This window comes from Klebsiella sp. A52 (assembly GCF_018388785.1).
GTDB lineage: Bacteria > Pseudomonadota > Gammaproteobacteria > Enterobacterales > Enterobacteriaceae > Klebsiella > Klebsiella aerogenes.
On the sequence record NZ_CP074437.1, the window covers coordinates 1,244,706 to 1,264,067 of the forward strand.

General features: G+C 56.8%; 19 protein-coding genes. 7 read left to right on the forward strand and 12 right to left on the reverse strand.

Going from position 1 to position 19,362, the window contains the following annotated elements:
- The first annotated feature begins 10 nt into the window (after positions 1–10).
- The gene (locus tag KGA69_RS05755; protein WP_213292897.1) at positions 11–931 is read left to right on the forward strand and encodes an Rpn family recombination-promoting nuclease/putative transposase; all 921 of its coding nucleotides are present in this window, start codon (positions 11–13) and stop codon (positions 929–931) included.
- A 47-nt stretch (positions 932–978) separates the two neighbouring features.
- On the opposite strand, the gene rhtC is transcribed toward KGA69_RS05755, so the two are convergent.
- The 3 genes from rhtC to pldA form a co-directional block, all read right to left on the reverse strand.
- Positions 979–1,599, reverse strand: a complete 621-nt coding sequence (gene rhtC / locus KGA69_RS05760; protein ID WP_045395590.1) for a threonine export protein RhtC — start codon at positions 1,597–1,599, stop codon at positions 979–981.
- A gap of 61 nt (positions 1,600–1,660) precedes the next feature.
- Positions 1,661–3,487, reverse strand: a complete 1,827-nt coding sequence (gene recQ, locus KGA69_RS05765; protein ID WP_015368858.1) for an ATP-dependent DNA helicase RecQ — start codon at positions 3,485–3,487, stop codon at positions 1,661–1,663.
- A gap of 67 nt (positions 3,488–3,554) precedes the next feature.
- Positions 3,555–4,427 carry a phospholipase A gene (pldA, locus tag KGA69_RS05770; RefSeq protein ID WP_045389277.1) on the reverse strand — a complete coding sequence of 291 codons (873 nt, stop codon included), beginning with the start codon at positions 4,425–4,427 and terminating at the stop codon, positions 3,555–3,557.
- A 153-nt stretch (positions 4,428–4,580) separates the two neighbouring features.
- On the opposite strand from pldA, the gene yigI reads away from it, so the two are divergent.
- Together yigI and rarD are read left to right on the forward strand one after the other, a co-directional pair.
- The gene (gene yigI, locus KGA69_RS05775) at positions 4,581–5,045 is read left to right on the forward strand and encodes an acyl-CoA thioesterase YigI (protein ID WP_004097567.1); all 465 of its coding nucleotides are present in this window, start codon (positions 4,581–4,583) and stop codon (positions 5,043–5,045) included.
- Between the two features lie 48 nt (positions 5,046–5,093).
- Complete coding sequence (gene rarD, locus KGA69_RS05780; RefSeq protein WP_045389280.1) at positions 5,094–5,987, forward strand: EamA family transporter RarD; 894 nt, start codon at positions 5,094–5,096, stop codon at positions 5,985–5,987.
- An 88-nt stretch (positions 5,988–6,075) separates the two neighbouring features.
- On the opposite strand, the gene corA is transcribed toward rarD, so the two are convergent.
- The 8 genes from corA to lptM form a co-directional block, all read right to left on the reverse strand.
- Entirely contained in the window at positions 6,076–7,026 is a 951-nt protein-coding gene (gene corA, locus KGA69_RS05785; protein ID WP_045389308.1) for a magnesium/cobalt transporter CorA, read from the reverse strand.
- Between the two features lie 150 nt (positions 7,027–7,176).
- Positions 7,177–7,233 (reverse strand): YsgD/CorL family protein, encoded by a 57-nt coding sequence (ysgD, locus tag KGA69_RS24300; protein WP_349815745.1) that lies wholly within the window; start codon positions 7,231–7,233, stop codon positions 7,177–7,179.
- A 148-nt stretch (positions 7,234–7,381) separates the two neighbouring features.
- Complete coding sequence (gene uvrD, locus KGA69_RS05790; protein WP_032709535.1) at positions 7,382–9,544, reverse strand: DNA helicase II; 2,163 nt, start codon at positions 9,542–9,544, stop codon at positions 7,382–7,384.
- 63 nt (positions 9,545–9,607) lie between these two features.
- Positions 9,608–10,324, reverse strand: coding sequence for a 5-amino-6-(5-phospho-D-ribitylamino)uracil phosphatase YigB (yigB, locus tag KGA69_RS05795; RefSeq protein ID WP_045395585.1), 717 nt, complete (start codon positions 10,322–10,324; stop codon positions 9,608–9,610).
- Complete coding sequence (xerC, locus tag KGA69_RS05800) at positions 10,324–11,226, reverse strand: tyrosine recombinase XerC (protein WP_213292898.1); 903 nt, start codon at positions 11,224–11,226, stop codon at positions 10,324–10,326. The genes yigB and xerC overlap by 1 nt, the downstream gene beginning before the upstream one ends.
- Positions 11,223–11,930: a DUF484 domain-containing protein gene (locus tag KGA69_RS05805; protein ID WP_015368864.1), complete on the reverse strand. Its 708-nt coding sequence runs from the start codon at positions 11,928–11,930 to the stop codon at positions 11,223–11,225. Before KGA69_RS05805 ends, xerC begins: the two co-directional genes overlap by 4 nt.
- Complete coding sequence (dapF, locus tag KGA69_RS05810) at positions 11,927–12,751, reverse strand: diaminopimelate epimerase (RefSeq protein WP_032713809.1); 825 nt, start codon at positions 12,749–12,751, stop codon at positions 11,927–11,929. Before dapF ends, KGA69_RS05805 begins: the two co-directional genes overlap by 4 nt.
- A gap of 35 nt (positions 12,752–12,786) precedes the next feature.
- Positions 12,787–12,990, reverse strand: coding sequence for an LPS translocon maturation chaperone LptM (gene lptM / locus KGA69_RS05815; RefSeq protein ID WP_020077593.1), 204 nt, complete (start codon positions 12,988–12,990; stop codon positions 12,787–12,789).
- 139 nt (positions 12,991–13,129) lie between these two features.
- Between lptM and cyaY the strand changes: the two genes are divergently transcribed.
- Complete coding sequence (gene cyaY / locus KGA69_RS05820; RefSeq protein WP_015368867.1) at positions 13,130–13,450, forward strand: iron donor protein CyaY; 321 nt, start codon at positions 13,130–13,132, stop codon at positions 13,448–13,450.
- A 133-nt stretch (positions 13,451–13,583) separates the two neighbouring features.
- On the opposite strand, the gene cyaA is transcribed toward cyaY, so the two are convergent.
- Positions 13,584–16,136 carry a class I adenylate cyclase gene (cyaA, locus tag KGA69_RS05825; RefSeq protein WP_015368868.1) on the reverse strand — a complete coding sequence of 851 codons (2,553 nt, stop codon included), beginning with the start codon at positions 16,134–16,136 and terminating at the stop codon, positions 13,584–13,586.
- 350 nt (positions 16,137–16,486) lie between these two features.
- Here cyaA and hemC point away from each other — a divergent pair, with 350 nt between their 5' ends.
- Genes hemC through hemX form a run of 3 tightly spaced genes read left to right on the forward strand, consistent with a single transcriptional unit; the run spans position 16,487 to position 19,359 of the window.
- Positions 16,487–17,428 carry a hydroxymethylbilane synthase gene (hemC, locus tag KGA69_RS05830; protein WP_045395576.1) on the forward strand — a complete coding sequence of 314 codons (942 nt, stop codon included), beginning with the start codon at positions 16,487–16,489 and terminating at the stop codon, positions 17,426–17,428.
- Positions 17,425–18,165, forward strand: a complete 741-nt coding sequence (gene hemD, locus KGA69_RS05835) for a uroporphyrinogen-III synthase (protein ID WP_045395574.1) — start codon at positions 17,425–17,427, stop codon at positions 18,163–18,165. Before hemC ends, hemD begins: the two co-directional genes overlap by 4 nt.
- A 21-nt stretch (positions 18,166–18,186) precedes the next feature.
- Entirely contained in the window at positions 18,187–19,359 is a 1,173-nt protein-coding gene (gene hemX, locus KGA69_RS05840; protein ID WP_213292899.1) for a uroporphyrinogen-III C-methyltransferase, read from the forward strand.
- Positions 19,360–19,362: the final 3 nt, after the last annotated feature.

The following is a 19,362-nucleotide window of genomic DNA, read 5'->3' on the forward strand; positions in this document are numbered from 1 at the left end:
ATGAACGAAAATGGCGGAAACGGCAACCCCTCATGATGCAGTCTTTAAGACCTTTTTGTCGCGGGTCGAAACGGCGCGCGATTTTATCGAGATCCACCTTCCGCCGGCGTTAATTCAGGTTTGCAAACTGGATACGCTACGACTGGAATCTGGGAGTTTCCTGGAGGATGACCTGCGGCCCTATTACAGCGACATTCTGTATTCACTGGAGACAACGCGCGGCCAGGGTTATGTCCATGTTCTGATAGAACACCAAAGTTCACCCGATAAACTGATGGCATTCCGTCTAATGCGCTACGCCATCGCCGCCATGCAGAGGCATCTGGAGAATGGTCATAAAACGTTACCACTGGTGATTCCCATTCTCTTTTATCAAGGACGCCGCAGCCCCTATCCCTGGTCGTTAAACTGGCTGGATAATTTTGACGACTCGCTCCTTGCTCATCAACTCTACTCTGGCGCTTTTCCGCTGGTCGATATTACTGTGATTCCTGATGATGAAATCATGCAACACCGCAGCATGGCGGCCCTGACGCTGGTGCAAAAACATATTCGCCAACGCGATATGGCACAACTACTGGACAAGTTGACCCACCTCTTAATGTTGGAGCAGATGAGCGGACAACAAATCGCCGTGCTGATAAAATATATGGCTCAGGCGGGGGAAGCACAGGATATTCGGGCGCTATTTTATGGGCTGGCACAGCGTGTGCCGCAGCATGGAGGAATGCTAATGACTCTGGCAGAAACGTGGCTCGCAGAAGGCAGAGAGAAAGGCATTAAAGAAGGCATCAAAGAAGGCATCAAAGAAGGAAAACTACAGGCCCTTTTACAGGTCGCCGCAGCGATGCTCAATCGCGGCATTGATGACGATGCGATCCTGGAAATGACCGGTTTGACCAGCGATGAGCTACAGCGTCTTCGTCACTAATATCAACCCCACCCGGCAACAAACCGGGCGGGGAATCGCATAACACGTTAACGCGAAATAATCAGATGGATGCCGAAACCGGCAAACAGGGTTCCCGCGATGCCGTCTATCCACTTTGCCATCCGCTGATAGCCGCGGCGCATTTGCGGCAGTGCGAACAGGCTGGCCACGATGGTGAACCACGCCAGCGTTTCAAGAACGATCAGCAGGAAAATCCCCCAGCGCGCGCCGGCGCCAATGTTATCGCCAACGAACAGCGAGAAGACCGAACCAAAGTAGATAATCGCTTTCGGGTTGGCGAGGTTAGTCAGCAGGCCCTTCAGGAAACTGCGCCCACTACGCGCCAGCTCAACTTGCGGTTCCGCCGCGACAACGTCGGTTTTCTTTAACGCGCCGCGCAGCATTTGATAGCCCATCCAGCACAGATAGAGACCGCCGCCGACCATAATCAACGTATGCAGCCAGGCCATTTTCTCGATAATCAGGTGCAAGCCGAGCAGCGCGACGCCCGCCCAGACCATCACGCCGCCGGTGATCCCCAGCACGCCCATCATCGCCTCTTTGCGCGAACGGCTCACTGCGGTTTGCGAAACGAAGAAAAAATCCGGCCCCGGGCTCATTAGCGCAATGATGTGCACCAGCGCCACGGTGAGAAAAAGCATCAACATGTTTAACTCGCAGGGAAATAGTGAAGAAGGAAACTATTCTGGCACCTTTTCCCGCGGCTGACTACTCATCATCGCCATCGACATGAGCACGTATCAGCGCCATGAATTCTTTACCGAAGCGCTCAAGCTTACGGGTCCCCACGCCGTTGACGCTAAGCATCTCCCCGGCGGTAAGCGGCGACTGTTCGGCCATCTCAATCAGCGTCGCGTCGTTAAACACGACATATGGCGGGATATTCTCCTCGTCGGCGATCGCTTTACGTAATTTACGCAGCTTGGCGAACAGCTTGCGGTCGTAATTGCCGCCGAAGGATTTCTGCATCGCTTTCGGTTTTAGCGCCACGATACGCGGCACGGCGAGCTGCAGCGGGACTTCACCACGCAGTACAGGACGCGCGGCCTCGGTGAGCTGCAGCGCGGAGTGCTGGGCAATATTTTGCGTCACCAGTCCGAGGTGGATTAACTGGCGAATCACGCTCACCCAGTGCTCGTGGCTCTGCTCGCGACCAATGCCGTACACCGGCAGTTTATCGTGGTTCAGGTCGCGGATACGCTGATTGTTGGCGCCGCGGAGTACTTCAACCACGTAGCCCATCCCGAAGCGTTGATTCACCCGGTAAATAGTTGAAAGCGCCTTACGCGCGTCCATTAAACCATCGTACTGCTTTGGCGGATCAAGACAGATATCACAGTTGCCGCACGGCTCCTGACGCCCTTCGCCAAAATAGTTCAGCAGCACCAGACGGCGACAGGTCTGCGCTTCGGCAAATGCCCCCATCGCATTCAGCTTATGACGTTCAATATCCTGCAGCGGCCCGGCGGGCTTCTCCTCCAGGCAACGGCGCAGCCACGCCATATCCGCCGGATCGTAAAACAGCATCGCTTCCGCCGGCAGCCCGTCACGCCCGGCGCGCCCGGTTTCCTGATAATAGGATTCAATATTGCGCGGGATATCAAAGTGCACCACAAAGCGGACGTTCGGCTTGTTAATGCCCATACCGAAAGCCACCGTCGCCACCACGATCTGCAGATCGTCGCGCTGGAATTTCTCCTGCACATCGGCTCGAATATCATTTTCCAGACCAGCATGGTAGGCCGCAGCGCTGATGCCGCGGCTTTGCAGCCTGGCGGCGGTGTCTTCAACCTTAGAACGGCTGTTGCAGTAGATAATCCCTGATTTACCGCGCTGATCCTGGACGTATCGCATCAACTGATCGAGCGGCTTAAATTTCTCCATCAGCATATAGCGGATATTGGGGCGATCGAAGCTACTAACCTGAATCAGCGGATCGTTAAGTCCCAGCAGGCGAACAATATCGCGACGGGTGGTGTCATCAGCGGTGGCGGTGAGCGCCATAAACGGAATATGCGGCATCCGCTGGCGCAGCTGGCCCAACGCGGCATATTCCGGGCGGAAATCATGGCCCCATTGCGAGATACAGTGCGCCTCATCCACCGCCAGCATCGCTAAGTTCCAGTGGCTCAGATGCTCCAGAAAGTTATCCAGCATCAGGCGTTCCGGCGCGATATACAGCAGACGAATCTGCCCGCTGCGGCAGCCCGCCATCACCTCTTGCTGCTGCTCGCGGCTCTGCGTCGAGTTAAGACAGGCCGCGGCGACGCCGTTTGCCAGCAGCTGATCGACCTGGTCTTTCATCAGCGAAATCAGCGGCGACACGACAACCGTCAGGCCGCCGAGGACCAATGCAGGTACCTGGTAGCACAGCGACTTACCGCCGCCGGTCGGCATCACCACCAGGCAATCGCGGCCTTCCAGCGCCGTGGCGATAATCGATTCCTGGCCCGGGCGGAACTGCTGGTAGCCGAAGGTCTCTTGTAAAACCTGCTTAGCCAGCGATTCCTGATTTAATACTTCCGCCTGTGCCACGTTGACCCCATTCGCCTGAAAAGAAAACAGGCGCTATTTTCAGCGCCTGAGCGCCAGAGTGCAACGATTAAAACAGATCGTTGAGCATCACGCCGACGCCGACGCGCGTCTGATTGAAGTTATAGTCGATGAGCGACTCGCCATAACCGCTGTACACCTGAGTATAGGCGCGCACGTGCTTGGTAATAGGGTAACTGACCCCGATTTCCGCGCCGCCGTAGCCGGTATTCCAGTTATACTGCCCCTGAGCGCTAAAAATAGCCTCCCCCAGTTGGTAGCCAATCTTCAGGCGGTAGTAACCCATGTATTTGGTGATATCGGGGTTATCATCGGTACTGCCGACCACATACCACGGCTTCACTTCAACCAGCCAGTTACCGTTTTGCGCCATCAGGCGAGTATACAGGCGGTTCCAGCTACGTGACGTTGGATCGGAACGGCCATTGGAATCGTGGTTATAGCCGACTTCGATATCGCGCAAAGTCCAGCCGGCAAACTCATAATCCGTCGCGAAGCCAAGGAAGAGCTGAGGCTCGTAGTTGGTTTCGCGAAACGGCGCCGAGCCTTTACTGTTAGAGAGCTGCCACCAGGATTTTTGCGTATAGGAGGCGCCAAGCAGCGAATTATCGCCAAGGATGCCGCGCCATAACGGGAATGCCAGGCTGAGCTGGAACTTCACCTCATCCTTACGCGCGTCATCGGCCCAGTCGTAACTGCGGATGGCCTCTTTATTGAGATCGCTGGTCCACGTATAGAGCAGATAGTTGCTCTCATAAGGATAAAGCAGGAACGGATTATCATGGTCCTGCAGCAGGTTGGCGATAATGCTGCCCCGCACCGCGGGTTTGTCATGAACGGCTTGATTAAGCGGCGCGTCCTGCGCCAGAACGCTGGCCGGCAGCGCGCTAAGCGCCAGCAGCCAGGTCAAAGAGATACGCATTACTGTTCTCCTGAAGAAGGGTTCTTATTAATGTTTTGTCCTGCTGCCATTCTACCTGTTTATCCGCCTCCCGCTGCGTTATCGCCTCCGAAAGTGGAAATCAATATTTTTGAAGCATAAAATCAACATTTCATTAACGAATGGACTTCTGCTATGTCTGAACTGACCGCCGCCGCCGCGCTAAAGCTGGTGGGAGAGATTTTTGTTTATCACATGCCTTTTAACCGTGCGCTGGGGCTTGAGCTGGAACGTTATGAAAAAGAGTTTGCCCAGCTCAGCTTTAATAATCAGCCGATGATGGTAGGCAATTGGGCGCAGAGTATTCTGCACGGCGGCGTTATCGCCTCTGCGCTGGATGTCGCCGCTGGACTGGTCTGCGTCGGCAGCACCCTGACTCGCCATGACACTATCAATGAAGAAGAGCTGCGCCAGCGCCTCTCGCGGATGGGAACTATCGATTTGCGCGTCGATTACTTACGCCCTGGCCGCGGCGAGCGTTTTACCGCCACCAGCAGCCTGCTGCGCGCCGGAAACAAAGTCGCCGTGGCCCGCGTCGAGTTGCATAACGAAGAGCAGGTTTATATCGCCAGCGCCACGGCTACCTATATGGTGGGTTGATTGCCGCAGATCGAGTAACATCACTCTTTTTGGCAATGGATTATACCAATGGACGCAAAACAAACGCGGCTGGGCGTTATGCTGGCGCTGGCCGCCTACTTTATCTGGGGTATCGCGCCGGCGTACTTCAAACTTATTTACTACGTTCCCGCCGATGAAATCCTGACGCATCGCGTGATCTGGTCTTTCTTTTTCATGGTGGCGCTCATCAGCGTCAGCCGCCAGTGGCCGCAGGTAAAAAAACTGCTTAAAACCCCGCGCAAGATCTTCCTGCTGGCGCTCTCTGCGGTGCTGGTCGGCGGCAACTGGTTGCTCTTTATCTGGGCGGTCAATAACCACCATATGCTGGAAGCCAGCCTCGGCTACTTCATTAACCCGCTGGTGAATATTCTGTTGGGAATGATTTTCCTCGGCGAACGCTTTCGCCGTCTACAGTGGTTGGCGGTGATCCTCGCTTTTTGCGGTGTGCTGGTGCAACTTTGGACCTTCGGTTCACTGCCGGTAATCGGCCTTGGGCTAGCCTTCAGCTTTGCCTTCTACGGACTGGTACGTAAGAAAATCGCCGTCGATGCGCAGACCGGCATGCTGGTGGAAACGCTATGGCTGCTGCCAGTGGCGGCGATCTGGCTTTTCGGCATCACCGATAGCCCAACCAGCCATATGGGAGACAACCCCTGGTCGCTCAATTTACTGCTAATGGCAGCGGGTGTGGTAACCACCATCCCCCTGCTGTGCTTCACCGGCGCGGCGACCCGCCTGCGCTTGTCGACGTTGGGTTTTTTCCAGTATATCGGCCCGACGCTGATGTTCCTGCTGGCGGTCACGTTCTACGGTGAAGTGCCGGGCACGGATAAAATGGTCACCTTCGCCTTTATCTGGGTGGCGCTGGCGATATTCGTGATGGATGCGGTATATACGCAAAGACGGGGGCGTCGGGGATAGGATATTACCCGATGTCGGCTACGCCTTATCCGGCCTACAAAAGCACAACACGTAGGCCCGGATAAGCGAAGCGCATCCGGCACAACAACTACAGCCAGTTTTTACGCTTGAAGTAGAGATACGGCGCCAGGCCGGCCAACATCATAAACACGATGGCTCCCGGATAACCAAAGCTCCAGTGGAGTTCCGGCATAAACTCAAAGTTCATCCCGTAGCTGGACGCCACCAGCGTCGGCGGCAGGAACACGACCGAAACCACCGAGAAGATCTTGATAATGCGGTTCTGCTCGATATTGATGAAACCCATCGCCGCCTGCATCAGGAAGTTTACCTTCTGGAACAGCGATTCGTTGTGCGGTAGCAGGGATTCGATATCTCGCAGGATCTCTCGCGCCTGTTCCAGCTGGCCTGCCGGCAGACGCGCCTTGCGCACGAGGAAGTTGAGCGCGCGCTGGGTATCCATCAGACAGAGACGTACTTTCCAGCCGATATCTTCCAGTTCCGCCAGCGTCGACAGCGCTTCGTCATACTCATCGCCCTGATGGCCTTCCATAATGACGCGGCTCAGCTTTTCCAGGTCGCTGTAGATGTTTTCTATCTCATCCGCTAACTGTTCGATTTTGGTCTCGAACAGATCTAACAGCAGCTCGTAGGCGTTGCCATCAATCAGCGTCTGATTACGCACGCGCATGCGGTACAGGCGGAAAGCGGGCAGTTCACGCTCGCGCAGGGTAAACAGGCGGCCTTCGCGGATAGTGAACGCCACGGTTGAGTTACCGGCGTGATCGTCAGCATCTTCGAAAAAGAAAAAGGAGTGGATGTGTAAACCATCTTCGTCTTCAAAGAAACGCGCTGACGCTTCGATGTCTTCCAGTTCCGGGCGCGTCGCCAGGTTCTGGCCTAACTCCGTTTGCACACGGCTACGTTCATCATCGTCAGGCTCGACCAGGTCGACCCACACCGAGCTGGCAAGATGCTTGATCTCATCGGCCTCAAGGCGCGTTAAACGATTATTTTCCAGTTGAAATGCGCTCAGCATGACCGGGACTCCCAATACAAAAAATTTATCGGACAGTTCGATGGGCACACAGAAACTATTTGGGTTTCAGACCATTAAGCCTGACTCAGAGCGACGGGAATGGGACGGGTCGCCGACAACCGCTAAGGCTATCGGCATAAGGGGATAGCCTTAGGAGTTGTTCCTGAATGACAGGAAGTTGAGCCAGCATCTACTGGGTGTGTCCAAGGCGAATGTCCTCTTAGCGTAATCGTGCGCGCATGTTACGCCAGCGCCAAAACGGCGTCAACACGCAAGGGAACGCTAAAGAGCAAATCCTGCCCTTTAGCATATAAGGCTAGCAGATTATTACAAAAAAATTATATTTTTCTTAAAGTTACACCGTTTCCAGGCGTGCGTAGGCGGCGACCAGCCATTTAATTCCCTGCCCCTGAAAAGCCACCTGCAGCCGGCTATGCTCACCGCTGCCCTCAAGGTTGACGATGGTGCCTTCACCGAACTTCGGATGCCGCACTCGTTGGCCCAGCTTATAGCCGGTATCGTTCTCCGCCACCGGGGTACCGAGACGCTGATGGTTAACCGGGCGGCTCACCGTCGCTCGCAGCCGCACCTCTTCCACGCACTCTTCCGGCAGCTCGCCGATAAAGCGCGATGGGCGATGGTAAACCTCTTTACCGTACAAACGGCGGGTTTCGGCGTAGGTCAGCGTCAGTTTTTGCATCGCGCGCGTCACGCCGACGTAGGCCAGACGACGCTCTTCCTCCAGACGACCGCCCTCATCAAGCGCCATCTGGCTCGGGAACATCCCTTCTTCAACGCCGACAATAAACACCTGCGGGAACTCCAGCCCTTTCGCCGAGTGCAGAGTCATCAGCTGTACCGCATCCTGCCAGGTATCCGCCTGCCCTTCGCCCGCTTCCAGCGCGGCGTGGGAGAGGAACGCCTGCAGCGGCATCAGATCTTCATCTTCTTCGTTGTAGCTGAACTGGCGCGTCGCCGTCACCAGTTCCTCTAAGTTTTCGATACGGGTCTGGCCCTTCTCGCCTTTTTCCTGCTCGTACATCATACGCAGGCCGGAATCTTTAATGACCCGGTCAGTCTGGACATGTAGCGGCATATCGGCGGTTTCCTGCGCCAGCGCGTCGATAAGCTCCATAAAGCGCTGCAGAGCGCTGGCAGCGCGGCCTGCCAGCACTTTCTCTTTCAGCAGCTCGCGGCAGGCCTGCCACAGCGTCAGCTGACGATCGCGTGAGGTCTGGCGCACCACATCCAGGGTCCGATCGCCGATGCCGCGGGTAGGCGTATTGACCACACGCTCAAACGCCGCGTCGTCGTTGCGGTTGGCAATCAGGCGCAGATAAGAGAGCGCATCTTTGATTTCCTGACGTTCGAAGAAGCGCATGCCGCCGTAGATACGGTAAGGCATGCTGGCCTGCAGCAGCGCCTCTTCCAGTACGCGCGACTGGGCGTTGCTACGGTAGAGAATGGCGCACTGCTCCAGCGCCCCGCCGTTCTCCTGCCAGGTTTTAATTCGGTTAACCACGAAACGCGCTTCATCAAGATCGTTGAAGGCGCAGTACAGCGAAATGGGCTCGCCGTCGGCGCCGTCGGTCCACAGTTTTTTGCCCAGCCGCCCGTTGTTGTTTTCAATCAGGGCGTTGGCGGCGCTGAGAATATTGCTGGTTGAACGATAGTTCTGCTCCAGACGAATAGTTTCCGCGCCCGGGAAGTCATTCAGGAAGCGCTGAATGTTTTCGACCTGCGCGCCGCGCCAGCCGTAAATCGACTGGTCATCATCGCCGACAATCATAACTTTGCCGGTATCGCCCGCCAGCAGGCGGATCCAGGCATACTGAATGTTGTTGGTATCCTGGAATTCGTCGACGAGAATATTGGTGAAGCGCTCGCGGTAGTGCTGCAGGATATGCGGTTTGTTCAGCCACAGTTCGTGCGCGCGCAGCAACAGCTCGGCGAAGTCCACCAGCCCGGCGCGATCGCAGGCTTCCTGATAGGCCTGATACACCTTCTGCCAGGTCTGTTCGACCGGGTTGCCGTAGCTCTGAATATGGTGCGGGCGCAGCCCTTCATCTTTTTGGCTGTTGATGTACCACATCGCCTGACGCGGCGGCCATTGCTTCTCATCCAGGTTCATCGCCTTAATCAGGCGCTTCAGCAGGCGCAGCTGATCTTCGCTATCGAGGATTTGGAAATCCTGCGGCAGGTTGGCATCCAGATGATGGGCGCGTAGCAGGCGATGGGCCAGGCCGTGGAAGGTGCCGACCCACATACCGCCCTGGGTGGTGCCCATCAGTTGGCCGATACGGTGGCGCATCTCCGCCGCCGCTTTGTTGGTAAAGGTCACCGCCATAATGGAATACGGCGAGCAGTTTTCCACGCTCAGCAGCCAGGCGATACGGTGCACCAGTACGCGCGTCTTACCACTGCCCGCCCCTGCCAGAACCAGCATATTGGTGCGCGAGGCCGCTACGGCTTCACGCTGTTTGTCATTAAGGCTGTCGAGCAGGTAAGAAACGTCCATTGGCACCGCCGGAAGAGAAGGGGTTCCACGAACCCCTGTTAATATATACAGAGTTACTGGTGATTATATCAGCGAGGTCAGAGATGCCAACCGTGAAATTTCAATATGCGGCAGCAGGCGGCTATCGGCGGTTTTCATCAACGAGGCGTCCTGTGGCTTGATCCAGCAGGCCTGCATTCCACAGCGAATAGCGCCCGCCACGTCGGTGGTCAGATCATCGCCGACATGCAGAATCTGCCCGAGCGGCAAATCCAGACGCTCCGCCGCCAGATGGTACATATCGGCAAACGGTTTGGAGCGGCCATCCGGACCCGCGCGCAGCACGAAACGGAAATAGTCATTCAGCCCGAACAGTTCCGGCTGAGCGTTACCGTTGGTGATAGCCACCAGCGGCCATTTCTGCGCCAACTTCGCCAGCGTATCGTGCGTCTCCTGCGGCACATCGACGCGGCTGCGCCAGTGGGCGAAATTTTCCATCGCCGCATCGGCGCCGGCTTTCGCCTCGGCGGCGGAGAGCCCGGCATTACGCATCCCTAACTCCAGCGCGCGATGGCGCCAGACGGTGACATCGTGATAAATCTCGGGTTCTGAGGTCAATAACGTTTGGCGCAGGCGGTTGAGATCGCTTGCATCAAACTGGCTCAGCGCCGGATGGTAATTACGCACAAACGTCAGCGATTCCTGCATCGTCCGGTCAATCACCGGGCGGTTATCGTAAAGGGTGTCATCCAGGTCGAACGTCAGCGCGGAGATCGGGCCCAGAGGTCGGTAAAAACGCATTATTTCCCCCGTTTAGCGCGCGGATGCGCGGCATCGTACACCGAGGCAAGGTGTTGAAAATCGAGATGGGTATAGATTTGGGTAGTGGAGAGATTGGCATGCCCCAGCAGCTCCTGCACGCCGCGCAGATCGCCGCTCGACTCCAGCATATGCGTCGCGAAGGAGTGCCGCAGCTTATGCGGATGCACGTGGCTATTGAGCCCTTGCTTGATTCCCCACTCGGCAAACCGCTTCTGCACGTTGCGCGCTGAAATGCGCTTACCCAGCTTCGACAAAAACAGCGCATCGTCATCGCCGCCGAACAGGCCGCGCAAATCCAGCCAGTGTTCGATCCACGCTACCGCGTTGCGCCCAATTGGCAGGCGGCGCTCTTTGCTGCCTTTCCCCATCACCCACACTTCCCCTGACTCAAGGTCAAGGTGCTTAATATCAAGGTTAACTAACTCAGAAAGACGCAGCCCCGCGCCGTACATCACTTCCAGCATCGCCCGGTCGCGCACCGCGAGCGGGTCGTTGAGGTCGATATCCAGTAGCCGATTCACATCATCAACGTCGATATTTTTCGGCAAATGGCGGGGGATCTTCGGCGCCGCAATCCCTTTCGCCGGGTTAGCGGCCAGCTCGCCCTGGCTGACCATCCAGTCGAAAAAGCTGCGCAGGGCGGAAAGCCGCAGCGCCAGACTCGCCGGGCCTAAGCCCGCACGGCGGCTACGCACCGCAAAGCTACGTACCTGAGCGGCGTCACACTGCTGCCAGCGTTTTAATCCGGCATCATCCGCCAGCGCGATCAGCGCTTCCAGCTGACGCTGGTAATTCGTGAGCGTAATCGGGCTAAGCTGGCGCTCTACGCCGAGATAGCGCAGGAAGCGGTCGACACAGGCGAATAGCGGGGAGTCGGTCATGCGCGTTCAATCCAGCGCTCCAGCAGGCCGGGCAGCATGCGCGCAATCTCCTGCAGTAGCTGGGTTCCCTGGCCTTGCTGATAATGTTGTGGATCGCGGCTGCTGAAGAACATCACCCCCGGCGCGTCATCATCGCCCAGTAGCGACATCGCCACCGAGCCGATAGCTTTCGCATCCGGCAGCACCACCAGCAGCTCTGGCCCGTTCAGCGGACCAAGATAGTGACGTGCCTGGCCCAGCCGCTGAATACGAATGGGTTCGAACGCCTGCCGGCTCAGCGCCAGATGGGTGAATTTAGACGGCGCGCCGAGATGCCAGCTGTCCGGAAACAGGCGCACCGTTGCGCCCGCCAGGCCAAGCTCGCGCGCCCAACGATGAAAGCGGTTGAGCATTTCATCCAGGCTATCGGCGGACGCCAGCCGCGTCTGCAGATGGAACAGGCGCTGAAACAGGCTTTGATTGGCCGTCGCCTGTTCCATCAGCAGCGTCATATTCTCTTCCAGCACGTTGATATGGTTACGCGCCCGCAGCATATGCCACTCTACCAGCGAGATGGTGCCGCGCACCGGATGCGGGACGCGGATATGCTCTACCTGCGCCGCATTACGAATAAAGAACTCAGGATTTTGCAGCAGATAATCTACTACCGCGCTGTCGTCGAGCGCTGTGGCGAGTTCCTGCTGTTCTTCCCCGATCTGTTTCATAGATGAATAAATCCGTCGTAGACGTGTGCCGCCGGGCCAGTCATATACAACGGTTGACCCGGACCTTTCCAGGCGATGTCGAGACGCCCGCCTGGCAATTCCACGCGTACCTCTTCGGCGAGTAACCCCTGTTGGATACCGACCGCCACCGCCGCACAGGCGCCGCTGCCGCAGGCCTGCGTTTCGCCTGCGCCGCGTTCATAGACGCGCAGACGAATATGGGAGCGTTCCACTACCTGCATAAAGCCGATATTGGCGCGTTCCGGAAAACGTTCGTGGCTTTCCATTACCGGACCGAGGGTTTCAACCGCGGCGGTGTCCACGTTATCGACCTGAATCACGCAGTGCGGGTTGCCCATTGAGACGACGCCGCACAATATTGTCTGTTCAGCCGCGCGCATAATATAGGTCTTTTCCGCTTTGTTAGCGCGGAACGGGACCTGAGACGGCTCGAAATTCGGCTCGCCCATGTTAACGCGCACCAGATCATCTTCCGTTACGCTTAATACCATACGCCCGTTGGCGGTGCTCACGCGGATATCACGTTTATTGGTCAGGCCTTTTAAACGGACAAAGCGGGCGAAGCAGCGCGCGCCGTTGCCGCACTGCGAGACTTCGCTACCGTCAGCATTGAAGATACGGTAGTGGAAGTCCAGATCGGGATCGTACGGCGGCTCGACAACCAACAGCTGGTCGAAGCCAACGCCAAGATGCCGATCCGCAAGGCGACGAATCAGCTCCGGTGAGAAGAAAACATTCTGCGTTACCGCATCAACAACCATGAAGTCGTTGCCGAGGCCATGCATTTTAGAGAACTGCATTATCTACTCCAATTGCGCGGAACAGAACGTTATCGTTAATAGTTAACCTGGGTCGGACCGCCATTATCGCCGCGATCGTTACGATCCGGCGTCGCGCTCTGAATGCCTGGGTTAACCGGCTTGGTCGGCGGCGGCGCGGTTTTGTCTGCCGGCGGGAAATACAGCGGCCCTTTCAAACCGCAGCCGGTCAGGCTGAAGATTGCAAACAGAACGGCAAGCGTGGGTAAAACGTTTTTCATTGATAGTTGCCCATGATTCATTCGTTACTGCTTTCTATCATCGCAGGAGAAGACGTAAAAGCAAGCGTTTAGCATCTGACTGCGCGCGCTTTTGTTTCGCGCTATACTGCGGCCATCTTCAAAAAAGCAGGATAGAACCATGAACGACAGTGAATTCCATCGCCTGGCCGATAGCCTGTGGATGACCATCGAAGAACGTCTGGACGACTGGGACGGCGACAGCGATATCGACTGCGAAATCAACGGCGGCGTGCTGACCATCAGCTTCGAAAATGGCAGTAAGATCATTATTAACCGTCAGGAGCCACTGCATCAGGTTTGGCTGGCGACCAAGCAAGGCGGCTATCACTTCGATCTGCAAGGCGACGAGTGGATCTGCGATCGCAGCGGCGAACGCTTCTGGGATCTGCTGGAGCAGGCGGCGAGCAATCAGGCCGGCGAGACGGTGAGCTTCCGTTAATGACGTCTTTCCCGGATGGCGGCGCATCGCGCCTTATCCGGGCTACCCGACGACATAGAACCGTAGCCCTGCTAAGCGCAGCGCCAGCAGGGAATATCTCCGGATAGCGGCTAGCACCTTATCCAGGCCAAATCTACGAGTAGCGCTGCTGCAGCACCGGTGAGGCGACCGCTTCCTGGCCCGGCGGCACCGCGGCGGCAATCGCCTGACTGCGGAACGGAATCACCTGCGTGCGTCCGTCAACTTCGACAATCTGATAGAACTGCGGCAGGTTGAAGTTAATGAAGCTTGAGCCGTAGGTGAAGCGATCGTGCGATGACGAGTAGAAGCGGCTAACGTCGCGCACCAGCTCTTCTTTGCTGCCTTCGCAGTGGTGATAGACCTCGGCGCGGTTGCTTTCGTCGAGAATGTAGATGTTAAAGCCGCTGTCATTATTATCCGCATCTTCAAAGAAGAATTGAATTATCCCTTCGCTGGCGAAGCCATCCACCACCGCCGGCAGCTTAACGTGATTGGTTTCTACCTGTACCGACAGGCCGTGGAGCTTGTTGTGCGAGATAGCGCCGTAGAACTCAATGGCGTTTTCCAGCTTCTGCACCGACACGTTCAGGCGCTCGAAGAACAGGCCCCAGGTCTGGCCGGAGACGCGCAGCGCTTTGAAGCGCCCGGTATCCTGACGGGTACTGGAGAGACGCAGTTCGATGCACTCGGAGACCATCTGTTGCACGCGGGTGCGGATAAGGCCGCGCAGGTGCTGGCTATAGCAGAACACCTCCACGCTATCCGGCGGCGCGGCGTCCTGATGCATTTTGCCGAGAATAGTTTTCAGCGCTTCGATCATCGCCTGCTCACCGTTAAAGTGCAGCGTGCGCACTTCGTTCCACGAGTTGCGATACAGCAGGTCGACGCTGCCAATCAGGCATTTTTGCTCTTCGCCGAAGCTGAAAACATCGAGCTTACGGAAGTCGAAATGCACCACCTGATTACGGAATGCCGCCGTCGGGTCATATTCGAGGTTGACGATAATCGCCAGGTGGCGAATTTCGCACGGGCTGTACAGCGCTTTTGGCGTCGGCGCCGGCAGGCGCAGCGGGAAGTGGTGCGACACGTCGGCCACCATCTCCTGCAGCTTCGGTAAATCGACGATACCGTTGCCCTTAATAAACAGACGGGTGCGTGAGGTCAGCAGGCCGTTAAACCAGGCCCAGGCCACCAGCTTATTAAGGTAACGGTTATATTCCAGCGGCTGATGGCTGATGATCGATTCCATATCCGGCGCGCGGTTATACAGATACCAACCGGTACGGTTAGCGCGGCCCGGCGGCACGTGGATAAAGGTCAGATTAGGTTCCGACAGGTCCGGTGAAATTTGCGGGTTTACCAGGGTAACTTTGCCCGGCAGGGCTTCAAAGGCGGCATACAGCTTACGCGTCAGCACGCCGATATCCTGCGGGCTGGCGGAGACGCTGAGGTTATTGCGCCGGGCGAAACGGATCAGATTACGATAGCTCTGCATCATCGCGTCGAGCAGTTCGTTGTGCGCTTTGCGCACTTCATCGATTTTCCAGTTAGCGCGGTTATCAAGCATCATCAGACGCTTTTCATCCCAGCCCCACTCTTTCACCAACTGGCTGACGACTTCACGACGCCAGCCCACGCAGGCGCGCTCGCGGCTGAGTTTTTCACAGACTTTCAGGTAGAAGCAGCGGCGTACCAGATCGAGACGGGTGTCGTCTTCGATAGCCTGCAGATAGGCGGTAACGCGCTCCAGCATCATGCAGTAGGGGTCGAGACCGAACGAGACAATCTCGCCATCGTGCAGGCGCTGTTTAATATCTTTCGCCAACAGGCGGTTGTTGGGGTATTCCCAGGAGTAGGCTTCCAGCAGCAGCGTTTTCAGCACCGCTTTATACGGGGAGTCGATACTCTTATACAGCTGCCACAGGCTGGCGCCGAAGTACTCTTCCGCCGACAGCGAACTGAGGCCGCCGAGATCGAGCCATTCGTTTGGCGTCAGCACGCCCTGGGCATACAGCCCCATCACGTAGTCATCGTAATGGTCTTCTTCATCACCCGGCACCATATTCCACAGAATACGCTTCCCGGCGAGACGCACGGCGGTGCGGTAAAATTCATCGAGCAACAAAATATGCTGGGTCGAACCGCAGTCTTCGCCGCCGAGGCTGCCGCTTTCGTTATGGCGGAAGCGGTTTTCGTCGATCAGGAAGAAACTGACCTCGACGCCGAGCGACGCCGCCCAGCTTTCAAGCAGGCTGCATTTACGCTGCAGCAGCTGGCGTTCTTCGTTATCCAGCCAGGCCTGATGGCATACCCAGATATCCAGATCGGAAGAGCAGCTTTGCCCAACGGAGGAGGTACTGCCCATCGAATAAACGCCGGTAATCGGCAGTTCGCCTTTCGGCGGCTCCTGCGTCAGCAGGCCGCGGTGCAGTTCGAGTTCGTCAAGATAGTGGCGTTGGGTTTCATCAGGCGTGTAGAGGCAAATGCCGCGGGGAACGTTACCGTCAAGGTAACCCGGCATCAGCGGGTGATGATAATGTAGTAATGTCGGCAGAAGACTGTAAACCTGCTGGAAAGCGGGTCCCATGGCAGCAAGCGCGCGATCCACGCGCAGTTGGTTGATGGCATCCAGTCTCTGTTTCAGTGTCTCAATATAGAGGTACAAGACATATCGCCTGATGTTCAAAAATCCGACGTACAATAGTACGGAGGATTTCAGTATTTCAACAAGAACCGTCACCATTCGTCATCGGTGTGGTTGTGATGAACTGCTGGCTGACAAATGGTTTAAAACGTGATCAATTTAACACCTTGCTGTTTGACCGTAAAGAAAGATGCGCTACATACAAGTGTAGCACCGTTTGCCGGGTGTAAATTCCCCACTACGCTTGCGGCAACCGCAGCCGCATGAAACGCTAAAGGACATCGTGCCAGCATCCCACATTAACCGTGAAACTAACATCCCTAAAGCAACAATGTTAGGATGGCTCGTGGTCGACAATGACGGTAACAAGCATGTTAGACAAAGTTTTGAGAATTGCCACACGGCAAAGCCCGCTTGCGCTATGGCAGGCACATTATGTGAAAGAGCGCCTGGAGTCGTGTCATCCGGGGCTTTCCGTTGAGCTGGTGCCCATGGTCACCCGCGGCGACGTGCTCCTTGATACCCCGCTGGCAAAGGTGGGCGGCAAGGGCTTATTTGTGAAAGAGTTAGAGCTCGCCATGATTGAAGGACGCGCCGATATCGCCGTCCATTCGATGAAAGATGTCCCGGTCGAATTCCCGGAAGGCCTGGGGTTGGTCACCATCTGCGAGCGTGAAGATCCGCGCGACGCATTTGTTTCCAATCACTATGCCTCAATTGACGATCTGCCGGCCGGCAGCATCGTTGGCACGTCAAGTTTACGTCGCCAATGCCAGTTGGCGGCAGAGCGCCCCGATCTGGTGATCCGTTCGCTACGCGGCAACGTTGGCACGCGATTAGGCAAACTCGATAACGGCGAGTATGACGCTATTATCCTCGCCGCCGCCGGGTTGAAGCGGCTGAAACTGGAAGCGCGTATTCGCCAGCCGCTCTCGCCTGAGCAATCTCTGCCGGCCGTCGGCCAGGGCGCGGTAGGTATCGAATGCCGCCTTGACGATGAATGGACCAAAGCGCTGTTAGCGCCGCTTAACCATACGGAAACCGCCGTGCGCGTGCGCGCCGAGCGGGCGATGAACACCCGTCTCGAAGGCGGTTGTCAGGTGCCGATTGGCAGCTATGCCGAACTGCGCGATGGTGAGCTGTGGCTACGGGCGCTGGTGGGCGCGCCGGATGGGTCGCTGGTCGTGCGCGGTGAACGCCGCGGCCGGCCGGAAGAGGCAGAGGCGCTCGGCGTCTCGCTGGCGGAAGAGCTACTGGATAACGGCGCCCGCGATATCCTCGCGGCGGTCTATGATGGAGAAGCCCCACGATGAGCATCCTGGTCACCCGTCCGCTACCGCAAGGTGAAGAGTTAGTCAGCCGCCTGCGCGCGCTGGGACGCGTGGCCTGGAGCTTTCCGCTGATTGAGTTCACGCCGGGGCGGGAGCTGGCAGCGCTCCCGCGCCAGCTGGCGGCATTAGGCGCGGACGATTTGTTGTTTGCGCTATCGCAGCATGCGGTGGAATTCGCCCATGCCCGTCTGCTGCAGGAGAGCCAACGCTGGCCCTCCGATCCGGCCTATTTCTCGATAGGCCGCACCACCGCGCTGGCTCTGCATACGGTCAGTGGTAAAAATATCCGTTACCCGTTAGATCGGGAAATCAGCGAAGTCTTGCTACAATTACCTGAATTACAAAACATTGCGGGCAAGAAAGCCCTGATTCTGCGCGGCAACGGCGGGCGGGAATTATTAGGCGACACGCTGCGTGAACGCGGCGCCGAAGTAACATTTTGTGAATGTTATCAACGTTGTGCAAAGTACTATGATGGTGCGGAAGAGGCTATGCGCTGGCAATCTCGTGGAGTCACTACGCTGGTGGTCACCAGCGGCGAGATGCTGCAGCAGCTGTGGTCGTTAATACCCCAGTGGTATCGCGAACGGTGGCTGCTGCACTGTAGCCTTGTCGTTGTCAGCGAACGTCTGGCCCTTCAGGCCCGGGAATTGGGCTGGCAGGATATTCAGGTTGCCGATAACGCCGACAACGATGCGCTGCTACGCGCATTACAATAACTCTCAACATTGGAAGCCATAATGACGGAACAACAAAATCAATCCGCCGTGGTTGAAGAGACCAGGGAGGCCGTGGAAACCACACCACAGCCAGAAAACAACGAGAAGGAAAAGGCCGGCAACAAAACCAGCCTGGCGCTCAGCGCGATTGCTATCGCTATCGCCCTCGCCGCCGGTATTGGCCTGTATGGTTTGAATAAACAGCAATCCACGCGCCAAAATGAAACCAGCTCGGAATTATCAAGCCAGATCGCAGCGCTGCAAAAAGCGCAGGACAGCCAGAAGAGCGAGCTGGAAGGCATTATCAAACAGCAGGCCGATCGGTTGAGCGAGGCCAAACGCGAACAGGAAACCCTGACGAAACAGCTTGATGAGCTACAGCAAAAAGTCGCCGTGATTTCCGGCAGCGACGCCAAAACCTGGCTGCTGGCGCAGGCTGATTTCCTGGTTAAGCTGGCGGGGCGTAAGCTGTGGAGCGATCAGGATGTGACGACCGCCGCCGCGCTGCTGAAAAGCGCCGATGCCAGTCTCGCCGATATGAACGACCCAAGCCTTATCGGCGCGCGCCGCGCCATCACCGATGACATCGCTTCGCTGTCGGCGGTAAGTCAGGTCGATTACGACGGCATTATCCTCAAGGTTAACCAGCTGGCGAACCAAATCGACAATCTGCGTCTGGCTGATAATAACGACGATGATTCTCCGATGGATGCCGACAGCGACGAGCTCTCCAGCTCCATTGGCGAATGGCGCGTTAACCTGCAGAAAAGCTGGCAGAACTTTATGGATAGCTTCATTACCATACGTCGCCGTGACGAAACGGCGGTGCCGCTGTTAGCGCCGAATCAGGATGTCTATCTGCGCGAAAATATCCGCTCTCGTCTGCTGGTTGCCGCGCAGGCGGTGCCGCGTCATCAGGAAGAAACCTATAAGCAGGCGCTGGAAAACGTCTCCACCTGGGTACGCGCCTATTACGATACTGAAGACGCCACTACCAAGGCTTTCCTTGAAGAGGTGGATAAGCTCAGTCAGCAAAGTATCACCATGAGCGTACCGGAAACGTTGCAGAGCCAGAGCCTGCTGGAAAAGCTGATGCAAACTCGGGTGCGTAATTTAATGGCCCAGCCTGCGGCAGCCGCTCCGACGCCGACGCCAGCACCGACCGCGCCAGCCCCTGCGCCGCAAGGAGAATAACCG

Excerpts from the sequence above, each read along its gene's own strand:
- cyaY (WP_015368867.1), top strand. The coding sequence starts at position 13,130 with ATGAACGACAGTGAATTCCATCGCCTGGCCGATAGCCTGTGGATGACC.
- hemD (WP_045395574.1), top strand. The coding sequence starts at position 17,425 with ATGAGCATCCTGGTCACCCGTCCGCTACCGCAAGGTGAAGAGTTAGTC.
- KGA69_RS05755 (WP_213292897.1), top strand. The coding sequence starts at position 11 with ATGGCGGAAACGGCAACCCCTCATGATGCAGTCTTTAAGACCTTTTTG.
- KGA69_RS05805 (WP_015368864.1), bottom strand. The coding sequence starts at position 11,930 with ATGAAACAGATCGGGGAAGAACAGCAGGAACTCGCCACAGCGCTCGAC.
- yigB (WP_045395585.1), bottom strand. The coding sequence starts at position 10,324 with ATGCGTTTTTACCGACCTCTGGGCCCGATCTCCGCGCTGACGTTCGAC.
- hemC (WP_045395576.1), top strand. The coding sequence starts at position 16,487 with ATGTTAGACAAAGTTTTGAGAATTGCCACACGGCAAAGCCCGCTTGCG.
- dapF (WP_032713809.1), bottom strand. The coding sequence starts at position 12,751 with ATGCAGTTCTCTAAAATGCATGGCCTCGGCAACGACTTCATGGTTGTT.
- yigI (WP_004097567.1), top strand. The coding sequence starts at position 4,581 with ATGTCTGAACTGACCGCCGCCGCCGCGCTAAAGCTGGTGGGAGAGATT.
- uvrD (WP_032709535.1), bottom strand. The coding sequence starts at position 9,544 with ATGGACGTTTCTTACCTGCTCGACAGCCTTAATGACAAACAGCGTGAA.
- hemX (WP_213292899.1), top strand. The coding sequence starts at position 18,187 with ATGACGGAACAACAAAATCAATCCGCCGTGGTTGAAGAGACCAGGGAG.
- corA (WP_045389308.1), bottom strand. The coding sequence starts at position 7,026 with ATGCTGAGCGCATTTCAACTGGAAAATAATCGTTTAACGCGCCTTGAG.
- lptM (WP_020077593.1), bottom strand. The coding sequence starts at position 12,990 with ATGAAAAACGTTTTACCCACGCTTGCCGTTCTGTTTGCAATCTTCAGC.
- rhtC (WP_045395590.1), bottom strand. The coding sequence starts at position 1,599 with ATGTTGATGCTTTTTCTCACCGTGGCGCTGGTGCACATCATTGCGCTA.
- pldA (WP_045389277.1), bottom strand. The coding sequence starts at position 4,427 with ATGCGTATCTCTTTGACCTGGCTGCTGGCGCTTAGCGCGCTGCCGGCC.
- rarD (WP_045389280.1), top strand. The coding sequence starts at position 5,094 with ATGGACGCAAAACAAACGCGGCTGGGCGTTATGCTGGCGCTGGCCGCC.
- xerC (WP_213292898.1), bottom strand. The coding sequence starts at position 11,226 with ATGACCGACTCCCCGCTATTCGCCTGTGTCGACCGCTTCCTGCGCTAT.